Genomic DNA, 26,010 nt, shown 5'->3' on the forward strand with positions numbered 1-26,010 from the left:
TGGTCCATCTTTCTTTTTTACCAGAGGCGAGAGCTTTGAGGCTGTATGTCTGAGATGGAATGGATAAGCTGGTAAAAATGCGTAGAAAATGCTGTAGGGACGGGATTCTTTGGGTGTGGAAGGTTTACTCGGCTTAGGGTTATGGGACATAATAGAAGAAGCGTCGGCCTTGTGCGGACGGACAAGTTCACATCAATGGGGAACCAGAGGAAGGATGAAAGCAAGCATGACGAACAAACTGAATGTGTATTTCAATCATGACGGCGGCGTGGATGATCTCGTATCGCTGTTTATGCTTCTGCAAATGGACAATGTAAACGTAACCGGTGTATCGGTTATTCCGGCAGACGGATATTTGGAGCCGGCGACCGATGCGAGCCGTAAAATTATCGATCGTTTTGGAACGTATTCCGTTGAAGTATCCAAATCCAATTCAAGAGGCAAAAACCCGTTCCCGGCAGCGTGGAGACTGCACTCCTTCTATGTAGATGCACTGCCTGTTCTGAATGAATCGGGCAAAATGGAAGCGCCTCTCTCGGCTGTTCCAGCACATCAGCATCTGATCGAAAAAGTACGCAATACCGAAGGTAAAACGCTGCTGTTGTTCACAGGCCCGCTGACGGACCTTGCGCGTGCGCTGGACGAAGCACCGGATATCGAAGAGAAAATCGACAAACTGGTATGGATGGGCGGTACATTCGAACGCGGAAACGTAGAAGAACCGGAGCATGACGGTACGGCGGAATGGAACGTATTCTGGGACCCGGAAGCGGCATATCGTGTGTGGCAGAGCGGCATTCAGATTGATCTGGTTGCCCTGGAAAGCACGAACAAAGTACCTCTTACACCCGCAGTTCGTAACCGCTGGGCAGCAGAGCGCCGCTTCGAAGGTGTGGATTTCCTGGGGAACTGTTATGCAGGGTGTCCGCCACTGGTGTACAGTGAGACCAACTCCACGTATTATCTGTGGGATGTGCTGACTACGGCTTCCGTAGGCCGCGAGGACATCGTGAAGAAAAAAACGGTGAACTGCATCGTCATTCCAGATGGCCCGAGCCAAGGTCGCACGGTGGAGCAAGCAGACGGACGTCCGGTGCAACTGGTCTATGATACAGACCCGGAAGCATTCTTCACATATATGACTGACCTAGGTAAAAAAGCTGCTCCGCAGCGTTACTAATGATCGCCAGCCGGATGGCTAACCTTCATTTAAGGTAAAACAAACGAAAGCCGCAGGCTGTATTCCGATGATCGGGTGAACCCCGATCCCATGAACACATGCCATGCGGCTTTTTGTTCTAGATTTTAAAGCGGCTGATCAGACCATTCAGCTCGCTGGACAAGACACGCAGCGACTCGGCGGAATCAGTGATCTCGCCCATGGACTGTAGCTGCGTTTCGGCAGCCTGAGATACCTTTTGGATGCTGGATGAGGAATCTCGCGAGATATGTTCCATATTCTCAATGGATGCCGACACTTCCTCTGAACTGGCTGACAGCTGTTCGGAAGCTGCGGACACTTCATGTAGTCGTTCGTTAATCGTTTCAATGCCGCCATGAATGGAGGAGAACGAATGACCTGCTTCTTGCACAACAGTCATGCCGGATTGTATCGCTGTGGTGCTCGCCGACATATGCTCTGCAAGCAAAGAGGTCTGGCGTGTGATCTCGGCAATAAGCTCCGTTACCTGCTCTGAGGATTGTTCCGATTCCCCCGCGAGTTTACGTACCTCGGAAGCAACTACAGCAAAACCATTGCCATGTTCACCTGCACGGGCAGCTTCAATACTGGCATTAAGTGCGAGTAGATTCGTCTGTGAAGCAATATTTTTCATCAGGTGGGCTACCGATTCAATCTGGCTGGAGTAATTCGTAAGCTGTGTCGTCGATGTTGCCATCTGTACGTTGGCTTGATGAATGTCTTCCATGCTGCGTATAGCTGTGTCCAGCTGGGCTTGTCCTTGCATGGCATTGTTTGTTGTCTGCTGTGACACGTCGGCAACTCTGGAAGAAGAATGAGCAATATGCTGCATGCTGCGTGTAATCTCTTCCATGGCTATCGTGACTTCTCCAGCGCGTACCACCTGTTCGGAAGCTCCATGTGCAGTGTGATTCGTGTGCTCTGCAATCCGCTGACTGGCCTCGGCTGTTGCCTGGGAATGCCGGGACACACCTTCCGCGGCGTGAAGCAGGGAATCCGAGCTTTGGCGAATGCCTGTCATGACTTGCCGGGTGTCGGTAACGAGGTGCTTGAATTCGGAAGCGAGCTGTCCAATTTCGTCTTTACGTTCAAGCTCCACGTTGACGGTCAGGTCTCCTTTTCCCACTTCAGCAATGAGCTGTTTCAGCTTCACCAGTGGCCGTGTCAGATAACGCGCAAATATGTATACGAGCAATACACTGAGCAATACAATCGCCAGGGCTGTCCATACCATCGTGATCCGGTTGCTGGACATGAGTGCATAGACCGCCGTAGAGTCCAGATCGGCACCCACGATACCTAACATTTTGCCATCCGATCCATGAATCGGCACATAAGCGGTGATGGTTGCACCGTAATCTTCATCCCGGGTAAGCTCTCCGCGAACGGATGTATCTTGTGCAAAGGCTTGCAGCATGCCATCATACAGCGTTTCCTCTGCTTTGCCGTAAGGGGAAAAGTCATCTTCGGCTACATCCGGCGCAGCTCCGTCGACCACATAATAGTACGTGGACTTTCCATTTTCCTCACGTGTGCCAAGTGTATACAAATATTTAAGTCCATTGGCCTCGCGCAGCTGACTAAGTTGTGCGCGTAGCGTATCGTAATACGCCGTTTTGTCCTGCCCCGTGCTGAGTGGGGTGTACAGTGTCGTATTAATCAAAGCAGCAGCCCGCTCAGCTACAGCCTGTGCCTGCATTCCCATCGATTGTTCAACCAATTGGGCGGATGCCTGGTACATCGTGATGCCCAGAACGGCCCCCGCAGCCAGCAACAAACAGGAAAAAAACAAAAAAATTCGCATAAACAAACTATTCATCGTTCTAATGGATCCCCCTTGATATGTGTAGCTAAGGTTACTCTATGTTTTATGTAAAAAAGATCAGTAATGTAAGCGTATTAATAAATGTGTATGTTATTTACGAAGTTCTACTTCAATTTATCGGCATAAGATTGGAAAAGGATTAGGGATTGGGCGAGGTTAATCTTTCATTCTCTAATCGTGCAACGATCCAGAGAGACCTTATTTTGCTGAAAGGGGTATTTTTCAGAGATCAAGCACTCTATTTGCGGAAATAAGGTTTCTGGGGTTCTAGAGATCGTTATGGTTACATCGTTCCTCCGCCTTGGCGTATGGATGGCGGGATCTTCTCAGGACCCTGATTGATGTATCGATGAATAAACGTACCTACTTTGGCATCATCGAACTTGACCAGCTTCATTGTTTTGGTCCAGGCGGTGACAACGACTTCGCTACCATCGGGAATATCTTTGTTGGTTACAGCGAGAATGCCTGATCCTGCTTGGCGAAATTTCGTGAGATATTTCAGATGCTCTTTAAGCTCATCGCTGGCATTTGCACGATAATAGATGATGATGTCCCCGTGCTCCATGTTATGAACCAGATAAGGGTACCCTGGAAAGTCAGTATAAAAGCCAAATTGGATATCATGCGGATTGTGTGGCCCCGAGGTGGGGATGTTCATCTCATACTGGATAGGCTCCTCGGTGTGAGTGGCTCCATAGTATTTGTCATCCGTTACATCGATGGCTGCATTGCTCGCGAGGTCTGCTACATCGTATGTCCTGCCAGCGCCTTGCAGGAAAAAAAGTCCGAATGCTACGATCGATACAGCCATTAGGGCATGAGCCGTGAGCCGAAGAGAGCGGCTTTTCTTCTGGATGGTTGCACGTTCGTTCTTTTTCATATGACCCAGAATTTTGCCACGTGTACGTGATGCCCAGATATAGGCGGCAATCGAAAGTAGCAGTACAGCAGCTCCAACGATCAGCCACAGATAAGAGGTTCCAGTGTGTTGTTCCATTTGCATATGCTCCATAGGGGTCATGTCCATTCGAATTCCTCAGCTTTCATTATACATAATGAATAGTTACACTACATATTGTAGTGTTGTGGGTGATAATAGAGAAAACACAAATCAAAGCTAGCAACAGGAGAGCAAAATTGTGCGTACACAAGATTTTTTTTCTCTAAGTCAAATTTGAAAAGTCTTGAGAAAAAGCATGCTTACTCAAATAAGTAAATAAAAACATATATTTTACACTACACATTATAGTGTATGAAATGAGCTTCATGCAACACGGCATTGAAAATGCAAAAAGGCTCCCTACTTCGGGGAAGCCTTCGGCACTTTACTTTACGTAAAAATATAATTACAAACGTCCATACGGGGAGAACAGCGGGCCGATGAAGCCGGCTATAACCGAATATAACAAACGATACGTTAAATAAAACAACACAGCATTAACAATCAGCACGCTATACATGCTGTCAATGGCCGCCTTGGTACGATCCAGCGGATGGTGGAACAGCACCGTATTCACCGCAACGAACACAATAATATACGATAGAACGAGCAACGAAATGGCGAATGAGTACGAGATCACAATCATCAAGTTAGCGAGCAGAAGCGTAGCGGTTGCAGGAACCAGCAAAGTTCCGAACTGGGCAATCAGAATTTTGGGACGGAAGGTGATCCGTTCCAGCTTGAGCACACCATAAATCAGCGCACCAGCAGCGACCAGAATGATAGCTGAGAACAAGAGCGGACGCACAAAGCCACTAATAAATATGCCCTCTGCACCGAGGCGGCTAAATGTAAATAGAATATATGTAGAGGTCAAGATAGCAAACAGTGCCATCGTTACCCAGCCATGCAGGACATGCTGTTCACCGACGGTTTTCATCGATTGATATGGGCGAGCCAATACGCTGAGGAAATAGGACAGGTATTGTTTGCTTACTTCTTTGGCTTGCTGTACTTTCTCATTTTGCACGATATTGCTCCACTGATTTCCGGCGTTATTCTGCGCAGAATCATAATCTCCAGCATTGTTGTTACTGGATTCTACTGTGACAGGTTCTTTAACCGGGGATGGAACCGGCGAAACGGATGAGGAACGTGTGGATCCCAGATCTTGAGAAGCAGGTTCTTGATTACTGGACCAACGAGTGTATTCGGAGTCGGCAGACGCCGAATCTGTGTGTGTTACGGAACCTGCAGGTTCAGAAGAAGCGTGAGTTCCATTCAGGTTAGAGCCGCACCTCTCGCAAAACTGGGCATCTCCATTTTCGTGATTACATACTGGGCATTTCATTTCATAGGCCTCCAATGGTTTAAAATATGGAACAAGTTAACATTGTGTCTCATTTTAACGTTTGATGGCGAACTTTGTCTATGTATTGGAGAATAAATACCCAAAATGACTCTTCTGAAACAGGAGGATCATAACAAGGTGAGTACCTGCCCTTTGGACGGACTTATCCGATACATATATAGTAGTAAGAAAATCACAGCTGGATACGAAAGCAGATCAGGAGCAGGGGGGAGCGTCAACGATGGAGAGCAATAATACAGCCAAAGCAATATTTTTCGATGTAGATGATACCTTATATGATCATTTGCAGCCGCTACGGAGTGCGTTGCAGGAGGTGCTGGGATTACCGGAACGCTTTGATTATTCGCTGGCATATCATCGATTTCGGTATTACAGCGACTGGTTGTCTGCACAGGAAGACCTGTCGGCGGTTCCCGAACCGGATGCGGTGGAGCGTATGCGAAGCCGCAGGTTTGAACTGACCATGGAGGAGTTCGGAATTGCGCTGCAACCTGGACAAGCACAAGAGCTGCAGAGCAAGTATTTAAGCAGACAGTTTGAGATCATTCCATTCCAAGGAGCCTATGAGCTGATTCGCAGACTTCAGGCGGAGGGGCACACGGTAGGTTTGATTACGAATGGTGAAGGGCAGCATCAGCGGCGCAAGTTAGAGGCGCTCGATGTGTTTGGTCTGGTGGACGGGCAACTGATATTTATCTCCGGCGAAGTTGGTTATGCCAAACCGGACGGCAGGTTGTTTGAACATGTGAACAAGCAGACAGGAACGATAGCAGATCATTGCTATTATATCGGAGATTCGTGGCGCAACGATGTTGCTGGTGCAGTTGACGCGGGCTGGAACATCATTTGGTTTAACCACCGTGAGGCATCGCCCGAATCAGATCATCAGCCTCATTTTACGGCACAACACTATGAAGAGATTAGTGAGATCCTTACGTTTGAACGTGTTTTTTCATAAGCAGTATAGGTAAGAAGTCAATATAGCTATGATGTTGTTGTAAAAGCATTCAGTCCTTTCATCTGTTGTTGCAGATGAAGGGCTGTTTTTTATTTTAAAGCCGTACATGTGAGAATGTTCACTGAACGCGGGTGTGCTTGGCAGTATAACTACATGAGCGGCCTTGTCTATGGCGGAAGTGGTCATAAGTTCATCATGAAGTCCGGCTTCATTGAATCTTCATCTATAAGAGAAGCCAAAGCTCTTTTCAAAGTAGATAGGCAGTGTTATAATTAAAACAAGATTTAGATTAAGTCTAAATTAAAGAGTGGTCAAAGCAATGCAAAGTAGCAATTCAGAACAGTGATTCAAAACAAATATTTCAAAAAAACTAAAGTTAGACATTCGAAAGGGGATAAATTCCATGAGCACAATCCAAACTAACCCAAACACTTCCGCAACGAACACAGCTACACTTCAAGAGGTATTGAACCGTCAGATCGCAGGATGGTCCGTTCTTTACACGAAGCTGCACAACTTCCATTGGTATGTTAAAGGGCCGCACTTCTTCACACTCCACGCCAAATTCGAAGAACTGTACAACCTGGCTACAGCCAATATGGACGAGGTTGCTGAGCGCCTTCTGACCATTGGTGGTCGTCCTGTAGCAACAATCGCTGAACAACTTCGCCTGTCCCCAATTGAAGAGGCACAAGGACAGATGTCTGCTGAACAGATGGTTGAGCACGTTGTTGCTGATCTGAATCTGATGCTGGATGTCATTCGTCAAGGCATTCATGAAGCTGGAGAAGCAGAAGACAATGCAACCGAAGATATGATGATCGGGTTCACCGCCGCGCTGGATAAAGAGATCTGGATGTTGAACGCATTTTTGGGCAAATAATCCAGGCTAACCTGTGTCCTGATAACGATATGTAGAGTCCGTGAACAAACGTCCCGTTCGCTTACAAATCCGATGTGCTTCCCGTATAATAATGGCATCCAAGATGTACAGAATGGTGGAATGAAAAAATGCGGACAGACCTGGATCGATTGCAGGAAGAAGCCGAACGGTTTATATATACAAGTTACGAAGAGCTGGGCCATACGCGTGAAGACGCAGAGGCCCGGCTTATTGCCATTACACACGAGATTGAGAAGACAGGGACCTATACTCATACCGCTGAAGAACTGGAGCATGGCTGCAAAATGGCCTGGCGGAACAGCAACCGCTGTATCGGGCGGCTGTTCTGGGACAAGCTGCGCATCGTGGATGCACGTCATGCAGATACCGCAGGATCGGCTGCACAGGCCGTGCTGGATCATATCCATACAGCTTCTAATGGCGGAAAGATTATTCCGACTATTACCATCTTGCCACCGGAAGGGCCGAGTGGAGCGCCGATGCGTATCTGGAATCACCAGCTCATTCGTTATGCGGGATATGAGACGGAACAAGGTATTGTGGGTGATCCTGCATCCGTTGAGATGACCAAAGCGGCCATTTCGCTCGGCTGGCAGGGCGCTGGCGGCGATTATGATGTACTGCCGCTTATCATTCAAGCTAAGGGACAGGCTCCGGAGTGGTATGACATACCTGAGCAGGAGATCATCGAAGTGCAGATTGAGCACCCGGAACGAGCAGAGATCGCTGAACTGGGGTTGCGTTGGTACGGCGTGCCGATGATCGCTGATATGCGGGTCGAAATCGGGGGCATTAACTACCCTGCTGCACCATTCAACGGATGGTATATGGAAACCGAGATCGGTGCGCGTAACTTTGCCGATACGTTCCGATATAACAAGTTGCCCGCTGTAGCTGCTGCACTGGGCTTGAATACGTCGAGTGAAACGACGCTGTGGAAGGATCGTGCACTGGTGGAACTGAATGTCGCAGTGCTGCATTCATTCAAGAAGGCAGGCGTGAGTATCGTGGATCATCATACGGCTGCGGCACAATTTGCCCTGTTTGAACAGCGAGAGCAGAAGGCTGAACGTGAGTTGACCGGAGACTGGGTGTGGCTGATTCCGCCGGTATCCCCAGCCACTACCCATATCTTCCACAGCTCCTATCGTAATGAGATTGTGAAGCCGAACTTTTTTCATCAGGAATCTGCATACAGATTTCAAGATGGGATAGCTATGGGCACAGACGCGAGTAACAGTGAGCACCATGAGAACACGGATCATCAAGAGTACCAAGAGCGTTCGTCCGATGAAACCGCGCAGCCACAGGTGGAGAATACATTAATGAAATGCCCGTTTGCACATTAAGTTGTGTAGCGGGTTTATTTTTTGACTGCTGCTGCATCACGGTTTCACCCGGTACCTGCTCCGCATGATGGCTTGAACGGCGATGGCTGCCGCGATCAGAATGAGGTTGAAGACAAACACAGCATAGAGCGATGAAGTTTCCATCAAAAGCGCTGCAATCAGGGGAGAAGCGATGGAGCCGATCTCGGCTGAGGACACTATTTTACCAATGACGCTGCTTCGATTCGCTTCAGGAGTGTGGTCACCGATATGTGCAAAAAAGGAATCCATATAACAAGCTCCGCCAATGCCGCCGATGAACATGCCAATGTATACCCAGAGATGGGCAGACGTACTTAAAAATACAACGACTTCGACCCCGATCAGGAACATGCCGAGCATGCACAGCAGAAGCCGATCGCCTAAGCGATCAGAGAGAAGACCGACAAAGGGCGCGGCGGCTAGAGTCGAGATTCCGGCTATGGTAAAGGCTAAGCTGGCGGAAAAGGCATCCCACTGCATGATTTGAGTAGCATAGAGTGCAAAATACGTCAGAAATACAGCGTACGCACTCATCTCCAGAACGTGCACCATGATATACCCCGTGAGCGGGACAGGAATAGAACCCGTACCACTACTCGGGCGAGACGGTGTATTATCGGAGGCGTGATCTTGAGTAGTCTCTTTCTGCTGAAAAGTTTGCTCTGCTGGAGTCAAGATGGCAGCCACACTATTCTTCAATCCTGGCGATGGTGTTGAGCCGGACGATATAGGAGTTGCTTCGTTTTGAATGGCTGTCACAGTAACCAGGGCAACCAGGCAGCAGCATGTGACCAGCCAGAACGGTACGGATAGGGGTACATGGAGCGCAAGCCAGCCACTGATAACTGGCCCCAGAATCATTCCCCCGCCCTCGCTGCTACTGATATATCCATTGTATAATCCCCGGTTATCCTTATTTCCCCCATCACTGATGATGGAACGTACGATGACGGTCAGCCCGGTTGAGGCTATTCCTTGCATTAGCCTCAGGCCAACAAGCAGCAGGGATGCAGTCGCCATGGCAAAACCGGCCGTGCATAAGGCAAGCATCAGCAGCATAAGGGCCAGAGACATTTTGGCACCTACCCGGTGATAGAGAGCAGACGCCGGCACCCCGCCGGCTACTTTACCTAGATAGAACATGCCAAAGATTAAACCCATCTCCCAGCCCGATAGCCCAAGCTTGTCGATATATAGCGGAAAGAGGGGCAGGATCATAAATCCGCCCATCTGACTAAGAAAACAGATCCCCATCAACAGGGGCAGATTACGGCGCATCTCCATGATTATTCTCACCTCATCTCCATGATATTGAGTCCCGGCGTCATTCATTCTTTCTAACAACGCCAAAACAACTCAAAAGGAACGTAGCAGAATAAACAACTGCTACGTTTCTTGAGAATTTTCATGGATTTGCGTCAATGGTGAGTCATGTCTGTAATCAGTGGTGATGGTGAGGGTGTTTATTTTCATGGTCAGGAACAACAACGTTAACCACGGTTTTTTGAATATGGGTTGCGTGGTTTGTGTTTTCTGCGTTGTTTTTGGATTTGTTTTTCGCACGGTTTTTGGAGATCAGTTTGCTTTTATTCGCAGCTTTGCTTTTTGAAGAGAGTGGAGAGAAGAAGTTAGCCATGAAGAATGCCTCCTTGATTGATGCATAATCTGCATCATTTATTTTATTTTTGAATTTATCCATTCTTATAGAGCAGACCCACATATTGAAATAGCTAGATTAACAGTTAGGATTGCAGTGGTGATGAGAATGACCGTGTGGATGGTGATGGTGATGGTGTGTATCTTTCTCTTTAGATTCAGGCAGAATGACATTAACGACGGTTTCTTGAATATGCTGTGACTTGCTTGTGTTACCTGCATTGTTTTTGGATTTGTTTTTCGCGCGGTTTTTAGAAACCAGTTTGCTTTTATTCGCCGCTTTACTCTTCGGAGAGAGTGGGGACAAGTAGTTAGCCATGAAGATTACCTCCTTTATTGGATATACGTTATACTATTCCGAATCTATCAATTCGTTTGTATAGAAGACTACTTATCAAGAAAATAGATTTATTTCCATATTAGTGTTATTAATTGCGTGAGATCAGGAACTTTCAAAACAAAAGAAAATGGGGTAAATTAATCATATTCGAGATATGACTTATTCAAAGTCGTGTATAATAGGTAAGGTTTCTTAGGATATACCCAAGGATAAGGGGGCGACGTGAAGCATGTCAGAACAACAACCGATCATACGGTTCGAGCGGGTGACGCAGCAATACGACCAGGATGAGGCTGTATTGAAGGCAGTCAGCTTTGAGATTGAACGTGGTAAATTTTATACGCTTCTCGGCCCGTCCGGATGTGGTAAAACAACGATATTACGGCTGATCGCCGGCTTTGCGGAGCCGACCGAGGGCAGCATTTATTTTAACGGCAGACTGATTAACCGGGTGCCTGCGCATCAGCGTCAGGTGAATACGGTATTTCAGGATTATGCGTTATTTCCACATTTGAATGTATTTGAGAACGTAGCCTTTGGCTTGCGGATTAAAAAAATGAAAACATCCGAGATTCGCAGCAAAGTGCTGGAAGCTCTCAAGTTTGTCAATCTGTCCGGTTATGAGAACCGGGAGATTGGGGAGATGTCCGGCGGACAGCGCCAGCGTGTGGCGATTGCCCGCGCGATTGTGAACGAGCCGGAAATTTTGCTGCTGGACGAGCCTTTGTCAGCACTTGACCTGAAGCTGCGTACGGAGATGCAGTACGAACTACGGGAGCTGCAGCAACGGCTGGGCATCACGTTTATTTTTGTCACGCATGACCAGGAAGAAGCACTCGCGATGTCTGATGAAATCTTTGTCCTGAACGGCGGTGTCATTCAGCAGAGCGGCACACCGAATGATATCTATGATGAGCCGATTAACCGCTTTGTCGCGGATTTTATTGGAGAGTCGAATATTGTGGCGGGTAAGATGAAGCAGGACTTTGTCGTTGAGTTTGCAGGTGCACAGTATGAATGTGTCGATCAGGGATTACAGCAGGACGAGCCCGTAGAGATTGTCATTCGGCCAGAGGACTTCGAGATCACAACCGAGGAGCAAGGCAAGCTCAAGGTGAAGGTGGACTCGCAGCTGTTCCGCGGCGTGCATTACGAAATCTCGACCTACGATGACGCAGGCAACGAATGGTTGATTCATTCGACGAAGAAAGCGGCCGTGGGATCGCGCATCGGGCTTTATTTTGACCCGGAAGCCATTCACGTTATGCGTTTCAACGAGACCGAGGAAGAGTTCGACAAACGACTCGAAGCTTATCAAGAGGCCGCCCATGCAGACTAAAGCCAGCACGCGCAATGCGTATCTGATTCCCTATGTGTTATGGATGGTGTTGTTCGTTGTAGCACCGGTGCTGCTGGTCATTTATTACTCGTTCTTTGATGTGGAGGGCAACTTCACACTGGGCAACTATGCACGGTTCTTTACGCCGGTTTATATGCAGATGACACTGAGTTCGTTCTGGTATGCATTTCTGATTACGGCGTTCTCGCTGCTCATCTCGTATCCAACGGCTTATATGCTGACCCGAACGAAGCATAAGCAATTGTGGCTACTGCTGATTATTTTGCCGAGCTGGATCAATCTGTTGTTAAAAGCGTACGCCTTTATCGGTCTGTTCGGCACGTATGGTCTGACCAACTCCCTGCTGGAAGTGGTGGGCATTGGTAAACAACAGATTTTGTTCACTGATTTCAGCTTTATCTTTGTTTCGGTGTACATCTTCATTCCATTTATGATTTTGCCGATCTTTAACGCGTTGGAAGAGATGAATCCGTCCCTGATCTATGCTGCACGGGATCTCGGCGCTTCATCATGGCTGACGTTCCGGCGCGTGATCTTTCCGCTGACGATCAGCGGGGTGAAATCAGGCTGTCAGGCGGTATTTATCCCGGCGCTGTCCCTGTTTATGATTACCCGCCTCATTGCGGGTAACCGCGTTATTACGCTGGGTACAGCGATTGAACAACATTTCCTCGTTACCCAGGACTGGGGCATGGGTTCGACGATTGCCGTCTTTTTGATTATCGCGATGGCGGTCATTATGTTTCTAACCGGATCAGGCAAGAAGGAGGTGCGAAATGGAAAGAAACGGAAAGCTGTCTAATGTTTATCTGGCGGTGGTATTCGCCATTTTGTACGCACCGATTGCCTATCTGATCTTCTATTCATTCAATAGCGGTGGCCACATGCGGGGGTTCGAGGGCTTCACGCTGCAATGGTACAGGGAAGTTTTTGCGGATACCCGGCTGCTGATTATCGTCTTAAATACGTTTATTATCGCGCTGCTGTCCTCCGCCATTTCGACCATTCTGGGTGTGGCAGGGGCACTGGCGATTTACCATGTACGTCGCAAACGGACCAAAAACACACTGTTATCCCTAAACAACGTGTTGATTGTTAGTCCCGATGTCATTATCGGTGCATCCTTCCTGATTCTGTTTACGATGATTGGCATCAAACTGGGCTTCACGTCGGTATTGTTGTCACATATCGCATTCAGTGTGCCGATTGTAGTCATCATGGTGCTACCGAAGCTGCAGGAGATGAGCCCAACCTTGATGGATGCGGCTCGCGATCTGGGCGCAGGATCATGGCAAATCCTGACGCGTGTGGTTCTGCCTTACGTAAAACCCGGTATTTTCGCTGGATTTTTCATGGCCTTGACGTACTCGCTCGATGACTTTGCCGTAACATTCTTTGTGACGGGGAACGGGTACTCTACGCTCTCGGTGGAGATTTACTCCAGAGCAAGACAGGGTGTGTCACTGTCTATTAATGCGTTGTCTACTCTGTTGTTCCTGCTCACGGTGCTGCTGGTAGTTGGATATTACTTCATCAATCGCCGTGCAACACGGATACCACCCGGAGGAAAGGGGCTGCGTCCATGAAACAGCTGGTACGGACATTTGCGCTTGTGTTTGTGGCCGCATTCGCCCTGATGATTCTCGCTTCGTATCTGAACAAAAGTCAGGGCTATTCGGGTGGAAACACGCTGACCATCTATAACTGGGGCGATTATATTGACCCGGATCTCTTGAAGGAATTCGAAGAAGAGTCTGGCATGAAGGTCATCTATCAGACGTTTGATTCCAATGAAGCGATGTTAACCAAGATTGAACAGGGCGGCACAACGTTCGACGTGGCGATTCCTTCCGAATATGCGATTAGCAAAATGAAAGAAGAAAACCTGCTCGTTCCGATCGATCACAGCAAACTGCCCAACCTGAAAAACATTGATCCCCGGTTTTTGAACTTGAACTATGATCCGGATAACCAATTCTCTATTCCGTATTTCTGGGGAACGGTTGGCATTGTGTATAACCCGGAGCTGGTGGGTGGTTTGACATTTGATAGCTGGAATGACTTGTGGGACCCGCGTCTGAAAAACCAAATCCTGCTGCTGGATGGCGCTCGTGAAGTCATCGGTATGGGTCTGAACAGTTTGGGTTATTCGCTCAATGACACGAACGAAGACCACCTCCAGGCCGCATTGAAAAAACTATCCACTTTGACTCCTAATGTTCGAGCCATCGTTGGGGACGAGATTAAAATGCTGCTTGCGAACGAAGAAGCCGCAGTTGGTCTCGTATGGTCGGGAGATGCATCGGAGATCATGGATCAGAACGATAAGCTGGATTATAAGGTGCCGGAGGAAGGTTCCAACCTCTGGTTCGACAGCATGGTCATCCCGAAAACAGCTAAAAACGTGGAGGGTGCACACCAGTTTATCAACTTTATGCTGGACCCGGATCATGCCGCGCGCAATGCCGAGTACGTGGGTTACTCCACTCCGAATGCGGAGGCATTTAAGCTGCTGCCAGAAGATATCTCGCAGGATGAACGCTTCTATCCAGACGAGACACTGACAAGCAAGCTTGAGATCTACAACAATCTGGGTAAAAAAATGCTATCGCATTATAACGACCTGTTCCTGGAGTTTAAAATGCACAGCAAATAACTTTCCTCTAATATTCGAAACGGCTGGAACATCGGTATGCGTAGAAAGCATGAATCCGTAACGGATATCACCAGTACAATTCAAACACCCCCTGAGGCTATTGTGGCTCAGGGGGTGTTTGACGTTGAAAGGATTCCAGGTACGCTAAGTACCTCAGGAAACAAAACGAAGAGATGTGGAACAGCGCTTAGAACAGAGCTTGCAGCATAGCCTGCTCCGGTTCCAAGAGCTCTGATTGCCGGGAACTTTATTTACGTCCGTGCGTACTAAAGCCCATAACCCCGAATATGAAAAGTATATCGGGATGGAGGGTAACGGAACGGGATGAAATGGAACGTAATCTCAGACGGTGCACCTGTGATGTCTAAATTCAATTGTGTTACTAAAATGAAGTGGGAAGGAGGTTCGTGATGTTTGGCATGATCGTGCTTGTCCTGATATCCTGGTTTTTGCTTCGCTTCACGATCAGGGAGCCATTATCCGTGCTGGGTTACCGCCCAGCAGGTCTGCGCCTGCAGCAATTTGCGATAGCTTTGCTTTTGGGTATCCTCGTTTCCTCAGCAGTTCACTGGACTGAATCCTTGGTTACCATGTCAAGCTGGCAGGTAAACCCGGGTTATTCATGGGCTGATTTTGGGGCTGCCAGTTGGTCGAACTTCAAATCGGTGTGGTTCGAGGAATTGTTATTTCGCGGCGCATTGCTTGTGCTTCTGATTCACTGGCTGGGGGTCAGATGGGGAGTTGTGTTATCGTCTGTTGCTTTTGGTATGTATCACTGGTTCTCAGGGGGTGTGATCGGTAACATCCCAGTTATGATTATTCTATTTGCCACGACCTTCATCATGGGTTTGGTTTGGGCATATGCGTATGCCAAATCCGGTTCTATGGCTATTGCAGTCGGCAGCCATCTAGGCTGGAACGGGACATCTTCCATTCTGTTCTCTGACGGCCCGAATGGCGAGCAGCTGCTGGTTCAAGTGACGGGCATAAGCTACATGCCACTTGCCGGTTTACCTTCACTGATTTTCTTTATCGCGTCCAACGCGGCCCTGCCGTTGATCCTCTGTTTCTGGATCAAATACAACATCGCCACCCAGTTGAAACCAAGCCAAGTCAAGTCAATAGACAGTCAGTAGACACCGACATATGAATCAGAACCCTCCTGAAAAACAAAAACCACCCCTGATCACCTTTGGATCAGGGATGGCTCCTTTCCTTACTTTTAAGCAATAGCCTTACAGTGCGATATCAGATAATTAACAAGTTACATGTTAACGGAGAGGGCAGAGATAAGCTGGAGAAGCGAAGCGCTCGCCTTTACAACTGGATTTTCTCAAAGGATATGAGATTCAAAAAAATCCGGGGGTAACAGCGATCGGAAGATTACTCTGCACTCGGAGTGGCCTTAGTGTAACTCAAGGAGCTTATCTTATATCATGCCACTACATAGGCTTTTTGCGCCCCATGATGAGGTACGCTCCACCCACAATCAGCACAATCGCTACAAATGGCTGGATATAACTCATGCTGCTTAGTACGGAGCCAATCGACATCACACTGAAGAATAGTAGCGAAAGAACCGTCAAAATATTAATCGGGATGAGCAGCCATTTATTCCGGCCGCCAAACCAGTAGAGTTCGAACAAACCGACAGCCGGCGCCAGAATGAATCCCGGCCACATCGTGCCCCAGTTATTAAACAGCATCGCAATCTGGCATACGATACCAACGGTCAGCAGCAGGCCGCCTGGAACGAGCAGCCCCACCCCTCGGCCAATCATGGCGAAGTACAGCCAATGGAAGAAGAGTCCGAGCGGAATAACAAACAGTGTAGGCCAGAAGGTAGCAAAGATCGTGCCTGGCCCCATCGTGCCGCCTTGATTCAGAATCAGGTACACACCCAGCAAAATCAGGACAGGTGCAAGAATCGTACGTTTAGCCATAGTTTCTCTCCTTTTGAATATGAAATCTTTCATCCGTGCCTATGTATTCCTTGCTTTCGTTACTCACAGCATACCATGAACCGTGAAACGGCAACCTCCGTCTTTGGCGTTAACCTTAACCTAGACTAAAGTCTAGGTATGCTGTATTCGTTCTTATGTCTGGGTTCTAGTCAAACTGGCCCGGTATTGCCCAGGAGTCTGTCCAGTCCACTTTTTGAACGCATTCTGAAATGCACTTTGTTCTGAAAAGTGCAGGGCATAAGCGATATCACCCACAGAATAGGTACCTCTTTGTAAATAATGCTGTGCCATTTCCTTCCGTACCTGAACAGAAATTTCATGGAACGTTGTACCTTCTTCACGCAATCTGCTCTGAAGTGTGCGAATGCTCACGCCTAGATGTGCTGCCGTATGTTGTAATGTGGGGAAGAAGGAAGGCAGACTCTCCGTGATCCAACGGCTCACCTTGCTAGAGAAAGGCTGGGAGGAGTACAGATCGGCTTGGCTCTCCTCGGCCATCGTCTCAAACACCTTTAACATCTTGGCATCTGAATACAAAACAGGCTGTGTCAGAATATCTTTGGAGAGACGCAGGTGGGTATGGGCAGCATCAAATTGGGGAGTGACCCCAAATGAAGTGACGTAAGGCGAGAAGTCTCTCGTAGCATCAGGTGCCTCATGACGAAAAAGCACTTCTTTCACGACAGCCCTGCGATTAGCCAGCTTGTTGATCAGATGCAGCACCGAAACAGCCATATCCTCGACACAATGACGGGACATAGGCATATCTTCATTTTGCACAGACAACTGAATGATCACATCCGGTCCATTGACTCCTAACTCCAGTTGAAATCCACTATACAAAATATCGTTATACCGCTGATAGGCCGTCAAGGCATCACCGATCGTCTTGGAATGCATCATGACATACCCGGGCAGGCCCAGGTCTGCAAAATCCAGCCGCCCACCCTGGTGTAATCCAAAATACAGATCATTAGTATAATCGGCGGCGCGCCGCATGATCCGTTCCAGTTCGTTGACGGGAATCCGTGCATCCGGGTTGTCCGTAATTACAGGATCGATTTCCATGTCTCTGAAAAAGGATTCGGGATCGAAACCCTTATACACCAGTGTTTTCAGTATGGGATACACCATGCTAATCGAGACGCTTTGATTGAGATGATTCATAATTCCTCCGTTTGCGCGAATCCGCAATGATTCAGCGCCCTTGATCATTTGTTTATGCCTTCGTTCACTCTATGCTTGTGATATGTCCGTTTCATCGGTCTTCATAGATCATATTATACAGGAGGAACACAAGTATGAATGCAAATAAAATTCTCATTATTAACGGTCACCCTGACCCGCAAAGTTATTGCAAAGCACTGTCAACGTCTTACGCAGAGGGAGCGAGGAAATCCGGGGCGACTGTGAAGTTGATCGATCTGAGCGAGATTGAGTTTAATCCGAATCTCCGATACGGCTATCGTCAGCGGACAGAGCTTGAGCCTGATCTGCTGAAAGCACAGGAGTTGATCCGTTGGGCCGATCATCTGGTATTTGTGTATCCGACGTGGTGGGGAACGATGCCGGCTGTACTGAAAGGTTTTATTGATCGGATTTTCCTGCCCGGGTTTGCCATGAGATATCGTGACAACTCACCACTCTGGGACAAATTGTTGAAAGGCAAGTCTGCGCACCTCATCGTAACTTCGGATACACCACGTTTGTACAATATACTGGTATACAGACAAGCAGGGCACCGGATCATGAAATCCAACATCCTTAAATTCAGCGGTGTATCCCCTATACGGGTGACCGATATCAGCCCAGTCCGCAAGTCCACGGATGCGTTCCGTCAGAAATGGCTGGATAAAGTGAATGAAATGGGAATGAAGCACGCCCGTTGATCTTCTTATTTCGGTAAAAAAATAGACGAGGCAGGGTAATTCCTGCTTCGTCTATTTGCGGTATATCTTTTTCCGATAATCCAGTGATTCTATTGTGAATTCACTACTTTTTCAAAACATCCGAATGTTTCTTGCCCCAGCTGTTCACGCCGTCATCCTCGATAATGGAGATTGCTGCATCTGCAATATCAGGATCCAACATCAGTTTTTCCTGTATCCGGAACTTGATATCATCCGCATCCGCGAGACTGAGTCCCTTGGTCAGCTCAATTAGACCTTCAACATGGTAATATCGGCCTTCCTGAATGATGCGCATCATTTGGATATCAGCCACATGGCTGTCTGCCAGAATCGTCTTGGACACTTTGTCCTCGACATCCTGCGGTGCAGCGACACCGATTAGGCCAATCATGTTGTCGTAGCCGACACGGAAAGCAACGGCAATCATCAAACATCCAATGATGGTAGTTACAATACCGTCCAGCAAGGCAAAGTTCGTCAGGGCAATGACAATAACAGATACTAGCGCAAGGGTTGCTCCAAGCACGGCCACAACATCCTCGTAAAATACGAGACGGGTTGGCGGTGCGGCGCGTCCTACATTTTTGATGGCAGCAGGCAAGAGGGCAAATCCGGTCGCTTTAGGCGCACGGGCTTCCTTGAGAATTTCCTTCATCGCTTTGATGAGGATGGCTCCATCGATCACAATATTAAGCACAAGCACACCAATGTTGATCCACAGTCCGCCTGAGTGACTAGCAGGATGCTGGAGCAGGTGGATACCTTCGTGAATCGTTTCATAGGCCATGATCGTCACCACAATAACGGCAATCATGCAGAAAATGTTGATGACCCGTCCAAATCCGGTCGGGAAGCGGCGTGTGGGTTGTTTCTCGGATAATACACTTCCGACAAATACAAACCCCTGGTTAATGGCATCAGCCAGTGAATGCATCGCTGACGCGAACATGGCGCCGCTGCCACTGAATATAAAGGCTCCTCCTTTACACAGTGCAAGTACGGCGTTTCCCGCCATGGCTACAGCAGAGGATGTATTTCCTTTTTTGATGAGAGACATAAAGCTCTCTGACTTCGGTTGTTCAGCCACTTCAGTAGTTCCTCCCAGATATGTAGTTGATGTAGAAAGACAGTCCTTCTTCCGGTAGCTTGTGCATTTCCACTAAATGTTATTATAACTGCCTTTACAGCTCCCAGCATTATGAAAAAATGATCATATCACCATCCGTACGACAATGGTTTTCGATAAAATGGATGTAATCTAATCGATTTAATATTCGATCACGTCGATCTCACGCAAGTTACGATTGGATTGCTCCAGCAATTCGGTGAAGGTTTCGGCCACGTAATAGACAAAGTCAGGATCATGTTTGAACATAATGATCTGTCCATATGTTCCTTGCTCCGTCGGGTCAAAATCCAACATCAAATACAGCGAGCCGCCTCCGAGTTTACCAAAGGTAATCCACGACTTCTGATGCAGATAAGGCTTGATTCGCGGATCCAGCTCACGCATCTCTTCTTCAGAAAAATAGTCTTCCATCCGAATCTCTACAGTACCATCGTTGTCTCTCTTCATCTGTTCCAGCGATAACATGTAAAAGACCATATCTTCATTTTGTGCTGCATCACCTGGAAACAGGACGTGAAAGGCATATCCGCTACCATTTTTACGTTTGTAGAATGCCCGGAAGTCTTCCGGTAGTCGTATTCCGTAGTGTTGCTCGAATGCGTCAAGCTCCTCATCGGTTGCCCCCTTCCGTTCGCGGTAGGCCTCCAGCAGATCCTGGTTTTCCTCATCCTGCACCTTTTCTTCGAGCAGTTCCAACAACTCATGCATTAGTTCATCGATACGTTGTTCTGATATCGGCTCTGGCATGTTATTTCGCCTCCTTATGAGAGTTCGTATTTAGTGTTCATCTACTACATCTGACGATACGATGGTTTCCTAAACCTAGCCAATTAAATTAAAGATGTTCACACGTGCACTCCGATGACAGAATAACCTTCCAATCACTGTTATCCCCAGATTTTTTTTGAATTCCCTTGTCTGAAGGGGAAATCCGGTGATAAAGGTGACCGCTCCGCTTTTTCAGGTTTCTTCTGTCCTCTCCGTTTGTTGTGTGAATGAATAATTCCACTTATAGTATAGATTTACTCTGGAAGCTCGTACAAGAAACCATAGACCCAAGTGATATTTCAATAAATTGAGCTAATCATCATGTAGCAAGGTGCATTTGTGCTCTATTGTGTACAGTTATGATTCGGAAAGAAATCGCAAAAAAAAGCGTAAGATGCAGGATTTCCCTGTGTCTCACGCTTTTTTCTTTATATGTTTTAAACCAATCTCATGTTTTGTTATTCAAATCTCCAGCAGGACAAGCTCAGGTTGCCTAGCTGATACGCACGGAACATGAGGGAGGCCTGTTTTTTCTCATCCCCTGCACCCATGGCGATCAGGAGCGGTACGAAATGCTCTGGTGTAGGAACTGCAGCCTGTGCAGACGGAGCAAGCTTGTCATACGCGAAGAGGGCGTCCGTATCCCAGCGCTCCAGCTTGTCCTGCAGCCAGTTGTCAAATTCCATAGCCCATGAATCGACGCCTTGACTTTCCCAGTTCAGACGGCGCAGGTTGTGCACCGTTCCGCCGCTACCAATGACGAGAATATCCTGTTCACGCAAAGAAGTAAGTGCTTGCCCCAGTTGATACTGCTGCTCACCCGTCAGATAACGGTTAACGGACAGAGCCACCACAGGAATGTCTGCCTTGGGATAGAGCAGGCGCAACACGACCCATGCTCCATGATCCAGGCCACGCACATCATCGGTCTGCACCGGGATTCCGGCTTCGGTGAACAATTTGACGACCTCAGAGGTCAGTTCGGCATGTCCCTGAGCTGGATATTTAATCTGGTACAGTTCGGGCTGGAAACCGCCAAAATCATAAATCGTGTCGTATGAGCCGTTCACGGAAGATACAAGCTGTGTTGTTGACTCCCAGTGAGCGGAGAACAGGACGATCGCTTTAGGTTTGGGCAGATCCGGCCCAAGTTTTTGCAAAAATTCAGTGTACGCATTCTCCTCCAGCGCCAGTGAAGGGGCACCATGAGCAATAAAGAAAGATGGCATCATCGTTCATTCGTTCCTTTCGTGTCTTCGGCAGTTACCCCGGCATCCGTCCGAAGGAAGTGTTGGAGTTTGGCAACTAATTCAGGCGTCACGTGGTGACCGCCGCTGTAGGGTACATAAGTAACCTGATTCGTGTGGCTGCGGAAAAACGCAGCGTTATCTTCACCCAACTGTAACGGGAAAAGATGATCCTGATCTCCGTGGGAGATAAAAGCAGACAGGTTGGAAGAAGGCCGCAAGTTATACTCCTCTTTCACAAACTGCGGAATGTATCCGCTCATAGCAACGATGCCTTTGATGGCATCACCCATAACCAAAGCCAGCGTCATAGCCATGATGCCGCCCTGACTGAAACCTGCAATATAACGCCGTGCAGGATCAATCGCGTATTCAGCCGACAGCTCCATGATGAGCTGTTGCAGCCCTTGAACCGAGGCATCGTATAGATCGCGAACGGGATTCCCTATACTTTTGATCTGAAAATAAGCATAGCCTCCTCCCTGTACAATAGGTCCACGAATGGCAACGATAATGAAATCGGAAGATAATGGCTCCATTAACCGAAGCATGTCCTGTTCATCTGATCCCATGCCGTGCAGGGCAAAAATAACGGGATATTGCTGGTCTTTATCGTAATGGGGAGGTAGCTTAACCTCATGAATATAAGTAGAATTCAAACCAAATACACCTCCAGGTGGGATATGTGTTGCGATGAATCGAATGTATAAAATGAACGCATAGATCAAAAAAAGTATATATCAAACAAAAGGAGCAAAAGAGTGGAATGAAGTAATGACATGGATTAAACTAAAAATATAAAGTTCACTAATATAAAAATAATATTCTTATTGATGAACAAAATTTATCATGCTTTCATTGTAGGGTCAACACTTTTTTTGTATGATTAAAATATGTTTTGTATAAGGAAACTTGGATTGAGCATCGGTATTGTACATTTATTTCTGTAGAGGAGGACGTGAAGAAGATGATGAAACATATCGTACCTATTCTTAGAATTTTTGATGAAGCGAAGGCAAAGGAATTTTACACGGATTACTTGGGGTTCAACGTGGACTGGGAACATCGATTCGAGGCAGATATGCCGCTGTATATGCAGGTGTCGCAGGATGGGGTTGTCATTCATCTGTCCGAACATCACGGAGACTGTACTCCGGGTGCGGCATTACGTATTGAGACGGAGCATCTGGAAGAGCTGCATGAGCGGATTTCTGTGCAAAAATATAAATATGCGAGACCGGGTATCGAAAAAACTCCTTGGGATTCACGGGAAATGACGATTACCGATCCGTTTGGCAATCGGCTTGTTTTCGTAGAGGCATCGGTTGAGTCTTGAATTTCAATGAAACGGTAGTTAGAGAGAAGAGAGGGCGGTCACATGGATATTGGCTTGGCCATTCGAACGATACGCAAACAGAAACAGATTACCATTATGCAGTTGTGTGAGGGAACGGGGTTATCCAAAGGTTTCATTAGCAATGTGGAAAATAACAAAACATCACCGTCCATCGCTACATTGGAAAGCATAGCGGACTATCTCGGCGTACCGCTGCCTTACCTGTTGCTCACGTCGGAGCAGCGTATGAATGTGGTGCGCAGGCATGAACGCAAGGAGACTACAGCAGGGAGCGGGCATATCAAAGTACAGCAGTTAACCGCCAAAGGTGCAATGCGCATGTCCATTGTAGAGCTGCCGCCAAGAGCTTCGACGGGGATCAGCAAACATGCGGGCGAGGAAAGTCATCTGGTACTGCAAGGGGTCATCCAGGCAAAGCAGGGGGAAGATGTCGAGACGTTGGAAGAAGGAGATTCGTTTACATGGAACGCGATTGTACCGCATGAAGTGACCAATATCGGTGAGGAGCCTGCGGTTGTTTTAATTGCGGTGTCCAAAGAATTGGAGCTGGATCATCTGTTGAACCAATAAGCGGAGTAAGTGAATGAGAGGACGGATTGTAAAAGATGATGTGTGCCGTCTGCTCTTGTTAGTAAAGATCTAATTCGCTCGTATTTACAAAAGCATAAACAGGTGAGGGACACTTGCCCCTCACCTGATCAAGTAAATCTGTTCATCTCAGCGAGCCTTGGCTGTGCAAATTCACAATTCAGCTGCCGTTGTCCCCCGGCTTAAATCAGGCCGGATTTTTGCAAAAGCCCCTGAATAATTTTGGCAACCTCAGCTCTAGTAATGTAATCCTTTGGTGCAAGCGCATTGCCGCTTCTTCCTGATACAATGCCAGCTTGTACACTATCCGCGACGCTGCTCAGCGCCCATGCAGACACTGCTGTCGTATCTCCATAAGGACGAAGTATTACGTCTGTCGATTGAACAGAAAGGTTGACTTTCAGTCTAGTGATCGTCATCGCTTTGGAGAGGACAACCATTGCCTGTTCCCGTGTAATCCTGTCCATCGGACGGAAAGTACCATCTTCAAAACCACCGATCAAGTGGTAGGCATAAGCAGTATTGACAACGCTGTTGTACCAACCCGTCGATTTTACGTCCGAGAATGGTGTTCCTCCCTTCTCCGCCTTGAGTCCCAATGCGCGAACAATGATGGCTGCAAATTCAGCACGGGTAATATCTCGGTCGGGACTGAACATACCATTGCCCGTACCATCGATGACCATCCGTGATCCCATGTCGCCCACTGCTTGTTTTGCCCAATGGTTGGCCATATCTCCAAATTCGAGCGGATGCCAGACGAGAGAATACGTGCTATTCGTCAAGCTATTGATTTGCGCATAATATTTGCCGTCAATCTCGACAATCTTGGTCGGTACATGACGAACGGTTCCGTCCGTCTCAACAACAATCCCTGTGGTAATCTTACCAGGATCAACACCATCCGGAATCGCAATGGTTCGTTTGACATAGGCATCGAACTTCGATACTTCGATAGTCTTATCTCCGTAGATGCCCTTCACCGTAAAGTTTAACGGCGGTACGACAAGCGTGAACGTTCCCTTGGCTGCCGCATTTTCAACAACTTTCACCATATCTGTTGTTGGTTCGGAGATTTCTATTTGTACCTGGATGTCTTGCAAGGCTACCGACTTGCCGACTTGCTCAGATATGGTATTAATATTAATTTGCTGCGCAGGAATCATATAGCTTACATGATCGGTTTTAATCTCAAGAACAGCTTGTTTGTCCTCCATGTTTTTCACCATCTGACCGCTCAGTGAGCCGACAGCCACATGGGAACTGTTGTTTACAAGTATCGCCACCACAGCATTTTGGCCTTCCGCCGCGAGCTTGTCCTCCAGCTTTTTCTGATCAATAAACACGGTTGTAACGGTTTGACCGTTTCGTTGTGTTCTCGTTATAGTCCCCGCATTCTCCGCTTTACCGTTCACAAATATATCCATTCCCGTAGTCGTTTTCTCCGGGATTGTTGGAGTACTAGACACGGATGGCGTATCGATAGTAACCGTGCTGCCGCCAGATGGTGTTTGCGGAATGACCGCATTCGAATCAGCGGAGGCTGCACTTTTTCCTACACCATTGATCGCTTTCACCCTAAACGTATAGCTCGTTCCATTCGTTAAACCTGTAATCACAATCGGGTTTGCCGCTTCTGTAGTGACTACATTCCCTGATGAAACGGTTACTTCATACCCCGTAATCGCACTTCCACCGTTCTCGGTTGGAGCTGTAAAGGTAACGGTGGCTTCTCCGTTTCCAGCTACTGCCGAAACATTCGTTGGCGCTGCTGGAACAGTTGCAGGAGTGGCGTTTGCCTGATTTGAATCCCCACTCAAGCCTCCCGAGTTACCTGCTTTCACCGCAAAGAAATAGGTCGTGCCGTTTAGCAAGTTTTGTACATTGTAGGTAGAGGAAGTGACGGGAACAACTGAAGCATTACTAAGCTGACTTGGATCAGTCGCCATATAAAGGTTGTAATACGTTGCTCCAGTTACCGCACTCCAATTTAGCGTAACCTCACCGTTTCCTCCGATAGCCACAAGGTTTTGCGGATTTGCCGGTGCGTTCGGCATGTTCACAACTTGTGTCACTGTAAACGTCACATCCGTCATTTGGGTTGCTGATAACGTTATTGTTGCGGTATATGTCCCCGCTGGCAAGCCGTCTTTCGCTTTAACCGTGAAGGTTGACGTGGTCGCTTCGCTCATTAATGTTGCACTCGGTTGCGTAATCTCAAAATTGCTGGCATGGTTTCCGCTAACCGTAGCCTGCAGATTCGATAAATTGCTTGTACCATTATTCGTTACATCGATAGTTTTTGTCTCTTGGCTACCCAGAGCGTAACCTTGAGTAAGTGCAACTAACGTTTGATCCGCAATAGGAGCAATCGTATGGGTAGGCGCGATGTCCACGTTGACCGCAGCGATGTTGCTCGTTGCTGTTGCCGTCTTGGTTCCGCTCACGCTGTTGTTCGTGTT

General features: G+C 47.7%; 25 protein-coding genes. 12 read left to right on the forward strand and 13 right to left on the reverse strand.

The features are described 5' to 3' along the window. Positions 1-226: 226 nt before the first annotated feature. Positions 227-1,180: a nucleoside hydrolase gene (locus ACUTVW_RS14075; RefSeq protein ID WP_434749010.1), complete on the forward strand. Its 954-nt coding sequence runs from the start codon at positions 227-229 to the stop codon at positions 1,178-1,180. Positions 1,181-1,298: 118 nt separating this feature from the next. Here the strand turns inward: ACUTVW_RS14075 and ACUTVW_RS14080 are convergent, their stop codons facing one another. The 3 genes from ACUTVW_RS14080 to ACUTVW_RS14090 all read right to left on the reverse strand — a co-directional run bounded on the left by ACUTVW_RS14080 (position 1,299) and on the right by ACUTVW_RS14090 (position 5,320). Continuing rightward, positions 1,299-3,020, reverse strand: a complete 1,722-nt coding sequence (locus tag ACUTVW_RS14080; RefSeq protein ID WP_445646379.1) for a methyl-accepting chemotaxis protein — start codon at positions 3,018-3,020, stop codon at positions 1,299-1,301. Positions 3,021-3,309: 289 nt separating this feature from the next. Next, positions 3,310-4,026, reverse strand: coding sequence for a DUF3105 domain-containing protein (locus tag ACUTVW_RS14085; protein ID WP_445646380.1), 717 nt, complete (start codon positions 4,024-4,026; stop codon positions 3,310-3,312). A 349-nt stretch (positions 4,027-4,375) separates the two neighbouring features. Next, on the reverse strand, positions 4,376-5,320 hold the full coding sequence (locus ACUTVW_RS14090) for a hypothetical protein (protein ID WP_445646381.1): 945 nt from the start codon (positions 5,318-5,320) through the stop codon (positions 4,376-4,378). 241 nt (positions 5,321-5,561) lie between these two features. Between ACUTVW_RS14090 and ACUTVW_RS14095 the strand changes: the two genes are divergently transcribed. The 3 genes from ACUTVW_RS14095 to ACUTVW_RS14105 all read left to right on the forward strand — a co-directional run bounded on the left by ACUTVW_RS14095 (position 5,562) and on the right by ACUTVW_RS14105 (position 8,552). Then, positions 5,562-6,299 (forward strand): HAD family hydrolase, encoded by a 738-nt coding sequence (locus tag ACUTVW_RS14095; RefSeq protein ID WP_445646382.1) that lies wholly within the window; start codon positions 5,562-5,564, stop codon positions 6,297-6,299. Positions 6,300-6,702: 403 nt separating this feature from the next. Then, entirely contained in the window at positions 6,703-7,182 is a 480-nt protein-coding gene (locus tag ACUTVW_RS14100) for a Dps family protein (protein WP_445646383.1), read from the forward strand. A gap of 128 nt (positions 7,183-7,310) precedes the next feature. After that, on the forward strand, positions 7,311-8,552 hold the full coding sequence (locus ACUTVW_RS14105) for a nitric oxide synthase oxygenase (RefSeq protein WP_445646384.1): 1,242 nt from the start codon (positions 7,311-7,313) through the stop codon (positions 8,550-8,552). Positions 8,553-8,588: 36 nt separating this feature from the next. On the opposite strand, the gene ACUTVW_RS14110 is transcribed toward ACUTVW_RS14105, so the two are convergent. From ACUTVW_RS14110 to ACUTVW_RS14120, 3 genes are all read right to left on the reverse strand, one after another. Further along, positions 8,589-9,857 carry an MFS transporter gene (locus tag ACUTVW_RS14110; RefSeq protein ID WP_445646385.1) on the reverse strand — a complete coding sequence of 423 codons (1,269 nt, stop codon included), beginning with the start codon at positions 9,855-9,857 and terminating at the stop codon, positions 8,589-8,591. Positions 9,858-10,014: 157 nt separating this feature from the next. Continuing rightward, on the reverse strand, positions 10,015-10,209 hold the full coding sequence (locus tag ACUTVW_RS14115) for a hypothetical protein (RefSeq protein ID WP_445646386.1): 195 nt from the start codon (positions 10,207-10,209) through the stop codon (positions 10,015-10,017). A gap of 99 nt (positions 10,210-10,308) precedes the next feature. Next, positions 10,309-10,548 (reverse strand): hypothetical protein, encoded by a 240-nt coding sequence (locus tag ACUTVW_RS14120; protein ID WP_445646387.1) that lies wholly within the window; start codon positions 10,546-10,548, stop codon positions 10,309-10,311. A gap of 250 nt (positions 10,549-10,798) precedes the next feature. On the opposite strand from ACUTVW_RS14120, the gene ACUTVW_RS14125 reads away from it, so the two are divergent. From ACUTVW_RS14125 to ACUTVW_RS14145, 5 genes are all read left to right on the forward strand, one after another. Beyond that, the gene (locus ACUTVW_RS14125; RefSeq protein ID WP_445646388.1) at positions 10,799-11,908 is read left to right on the forward strand and encodes an ABC transporter ATP-binding protein; all 1,110 of its coding nucleotides are present in this window, start codon (positions 10,799-10,801) and stop codon (positions 11,906-11,908) included. Next, positions 11,898-12,731 carry an ABC transporter permease gene (locus ACUTVW_RS14130; protein ID WP_445646389.1) on the forward strand — a complete coding sequence of 278 codons (834 nt, stop codon included), beginning with the start codon at positions 11,898-11,900 and terminating at the stop codon, positions 12,729-12,731. Before ACUTVW_RS14125 ends, ACUTVW_RS14130 begins: the two co-directional genes overlap by 11 nt. Continuing rightward, positions 12,706-13,515, forward strand: coding sequence for an ABC transporter permease (locus ACUTVW_RS14135; protein WP_445646390.1), 810 nt, complete (start codon positions 12,706-12,708; stop codon positions 13,513-13,515). The genes ACUTVW_RS14130 and ACUTVW_RS14135 overlap by 26 nt, the downstream gene beginning before the upstream one ends. Next, a complete protein-coding gene (locus ACUTVW_RS14140) occupies positions 13,512-14,585 on the forward strand; it encodes an ABC transporter substrate-binding protein (RefSeq protein WP_445646391.1) in 1,074 nt (357 codons plus the stop codon). The genes ACUTVW_RS14135 and ACUTVW_RS14140 overlap by 4 nt, the downstream gene beginning before the upstream one ends. A 410-nt stretch (positions 14,586-14,995) precedes the next feature. Further along, positions 14,996-15,721 (forward strand): lysostaphin resistance A-like protein, encoded by a 726-nt coding sequence (locus ACUTVW_RS14145; RefSeq protein ID WP_445646392.1) that lies wholly within the window; start codon positions 14,996-14,998, stop codon positions 15,719-15,721. A gap of 306 nt (positions 15,722-16,027) precedes the next feature. Here ACUTVW_RS14145 and ACUTVW_RS14150 read toward each other — a convergent pair whose 3' ends face one another. After that, entirely contained in the window at positions 16,028-16,528 is a 501-nt protein-coding gene (locus ACUTVW_RS14150; RefSeq protein ID WP_445646393.1) for a hypothetical protein, read from the reverse strand. 153 nt (positions 16,529-16,681) lie between these two features. After that, positions 16,682-17,716, reverse strand: a complete 1,035-nt coding sequence (locus ACUTVW_RS14155) for an AraC family transcriptional regulator (RefSeq protein WP_445646394.1) — start codon at positions 17,714-17,716, stop codon at positions 16,682-16,684. Positions 17,717-17,850: 134 nt separating this feature from the next. On the opposite strand from ACUTVW_RS14155, the gene ACUTVW_RS14160 reads away from it, so the two are divergent. Beyond that, positions 17,851-18,438: an NAD(P)H-dependent oxidoreductase gene (locus ACUTVW_RS14160; RefSeq protein ID WP_445646395.1), complete on the forward strand. Its 588-nt coding sequence runs from the start codon at positions 17,851-17,853 to the stop codon at positions 18,436-18,438. A gap of 103 nt (positions 18,439-18,541) precedes the next feature. On the opposite strand, the gene ACUTVW_RS14165 is transcribed toward ACUTVW_RS14160, so the two are convergent. The 4 genes from ACUTVW_RS14165 to ACUTVW_RS14180 form a co-directional block, all read right to left on the reverse strand. Beyond that, positions 18,542-19,516, reverse strand: coding sequence for a cation diffusion facilitator family transporter (locus ACUTVW_RS14165; RefSeq protein WP_445646418.1), 975 nt, complete (start codon positions 19,514-19,516; stop codon positions 18,542-18,544). Positions 19,517-19,726: 210 nt separating this feature from the next. Further along, entirely contained in the window at positions 19,727-20,335 is a 609-nt protein-coding gene (locus ACUTVW_RS14170) for an SMI1/KNR4 family protein (protein WP_445646396.1), read from the reverse strand. Positions 20,336-20,814: 479 nt separating this feature from the next. Beyond that, positions 20,815-21,588 (reverse strand): DODA-type extradiol aromatic ring-opening family dioxygenase, encoded by a 774-nt coding sequence (locus tag ACUTVW_RS14175; RefSeq protein ID WP_445646397.1) that lies wholly within the window; start codon positions 21,586-21,588, stop codon positions 20,815-20,817. Continuing rightward, entirely contained in the window at positions 21,585-22,262 is a 678-nt protein-coding gene (locus ACUTVW_RS14180) for an alpha/beta hydrolase (protein ID WP_445646398.1), read from the reverse strand. The genes ACUTVW_RS14175 and ACUTVW_RS14180 overlap by 4 nt, the downstream gene beginning before the upstream one ends. Positions 22,263-22,573: 311 nt before the next feature. Between ACUTVW_RS14180 and ACUTVW_RS14185 the strand changes: the two genes are divergently transcribed. Next, the gene (locus ACUTVW_RS14185) at positions 22,574-22,939 is read left to right on the forward strand and encodes a glyoxalase superfamily protein (protein WP_445646419.1); all 366 of its coding nucleotides are present in this window, start codon (positions 22,574-22,576) and stop codon (positions 22,937-22,939) included. A gap of 42 nt (positions 22,940-22,981) precedes the next feature. Continuing rightward, the gene (locus ACUTVW_RS14190; protein WP_445646399.1) at positions 22,982-23,530 is read left to right on the forward strand and encodes a helix-turn-helix domain-containing protein; all 549 of its coding nucleotides are present in this window, start codon (positions 22,982-22,984) and stop codon (positions 23,528-23,530) included. Between the two features lie 200 nt (positions 23,531-23,730). Here the strand turns inward: ACUTVW_RS14190 and ACUTVW_RS14195 are convergent. Beyond that, positions 23,731-26,010 (reverse strand): S-layer homology domain-containing protein (locus ACUTVW_RS14195; protein ID WP_445646400.1); only part of this gene is annotated, 2,280 nt, incomplete at its 5' end.

The sequence above is a fragment of the Paenibacillus sp. TSA_86.1 genome (assembly GCF_052691815.1).

Bases quoted from the DNA above. Each gene is read 5' to 3' on its own strand.
- ACUTVW_RS14175 (WP_445646397.1), bottom strand. From the start codon at position 21,588: ATGATGCCATCTTTCTTTATTGCTCATGGTGCCCCTTCACTGGCGCTG.
- ACUTVW_RS14135 (WP_445646390.1), top strand. From the start codon at position 12,706: ATGGAAAGAAACGGAAAGCTGTCTAATGTTTATCTGGCGGTGGTATTC.
- ACUTVW_RS14185 (WP_445646419.1), top strand. From the start codon at position 22,574: ATGAAACATATCGTACCTATTCTTAGAATTTTTGATGAAGCGAAGGCA.
- ACUTVW_RS14085 (WP_445646380.1), bottom strand. From the start codon at position 4,026: ATGGAACAACACACTGGAACCTCTTATCTGTGGCTGATCGTTGGAGCT.
- ACUTVW_RS14145 (WP_445646392.1), top strand. From the start codon at position 14,996: ATGTTTGGCATGATCGTGCTTGTCCTGATATCCTGGTTTTTGCTTCGC.
- ACUTVW_RS14150 (WP_445646393.1), bottom strand. From the start codon at position 16,528: ATGGCTAAACGTACGATTCTTGCACCTGTCCTGATTTTGCTGGGTGTG.
- ACUTVW_RS14110 (WP_445646385.1), bottom strand. From the start codon at position 9,857: ATGGAGATGCGCCGTAATCTGCCCCTGTTGATGGGGATCTGTTTTCTT.
- ACUTVW_RS14080 (WP_445646379.1), bottom strand. From the start codon at position 3,020: ATGAATAGTTTGTTTATGCGAATTTTTTTGTTTTTTTCCTGTTTGTTG.
- ACUTVW_RS14120 (WP_445646387.1), bottom strand. From the start codon at position 10,548: ATGGCTAACTACTTGTCCCCACTCTCTCCGAAGAGTAAAGCGGCGAAT.
- ACUTVW_RS14165 (WP_445646418.1), bottom strand. From the start codon at position 19,516: ATGTCTCTCATCAAAAAAGGAAATACATCCTCTGCTGTAGCCATGGCG.
- ACUTVW_RS14155 (WP_445646394.1), bottom strand. From the start codon at position 17,716: ATGAATCATCTCAATCAAAGCGTCTCGATTAGCATGGTGTATCCCATA.
- ACUTVW_RS14095 (WP_445646382.1), top strand. From the start codon at position 5,562: ATGGAGAGCAATAATACAGCCAAAGCAATATTTTTCGATGTAGATGAT.
- ACUTVW_RS14130 (WP_445646389.1), top strand. From the start codon at position 11,898: ATGCAGACTAAAGCCAGCACGCGCAATGCGTATCTGATTCCCTATGTG.
- ACUTVW_RS14190 (WP_445646399.1), top strand. From the start codon at position 22,982: ATGGATATTGGCTTGGCCATTCGAACGATACGCAAACAGAAACAGATT.
- ACUTVW_RS14115 (WP_445646386.1), bottom strand. From the start codon at position 10,209: ATGGCTAACTTCTTCTCTCCACTCTCTTCAAAAAGCAAAGCTGCGAAT.
- ACUTVW_RS14125 (WP_445646388.1), top strand. From the start codon at position 10,799: ATGTCAGAACAACAACCGATCATACGGTTCGAGCGGGTGACGCAGCAA.
- ACUTVW_RS14170 (WP_445646396.1), bottom strand. From the start codon at position 20,335: ATGCCAGAGCCGATATCAGAACAACGTATCGATGAACTAATGCATGAG.
- ACUTVW_RS14105 (WP_445646384.1), top strand. From the start codon at position 7,311: ATGCGGACAGACCTGGATCGATTGCAGGAAGAAGCCGAACGGTTTATA.
- ACUTVW_RS14160 (WP_445646395.1), top strand. From the start codon at position 17,851: ATGAATGCAAATAAAATTCTCATTATTAACGGTCACCCTGACCCGCAA.
- ACUTVW_RS14075 (WP_434749010.1), top strand. From the start codon at position 227: ATGACGAACAAACTGAATGTGTATTTCAATCATGACGGCGGCGTGGAT.
- ACUTVW_RS14140 (WP_445646391.1), top strand. From the start codon at position 13,512: ATGAAACAGCTGGTACGGACATTTGCGCTTGTGTTTGTGGCCGCATTC.
- ACUTVW_RS14100 (WP_445646383.1), top strand. From the start codon at position 6,703: ATGAGCACAATCCAAACTAACCCAAACACTTCCGCAACGAACACAGCT.
- ACUTVW_RS14090 (WP_445646381.1), bottom strand. From the start codon at position 5,320: ATGAAATGCCCAGTATGTAATCACGAAAATGGAGATGCCCAGTTTTGC.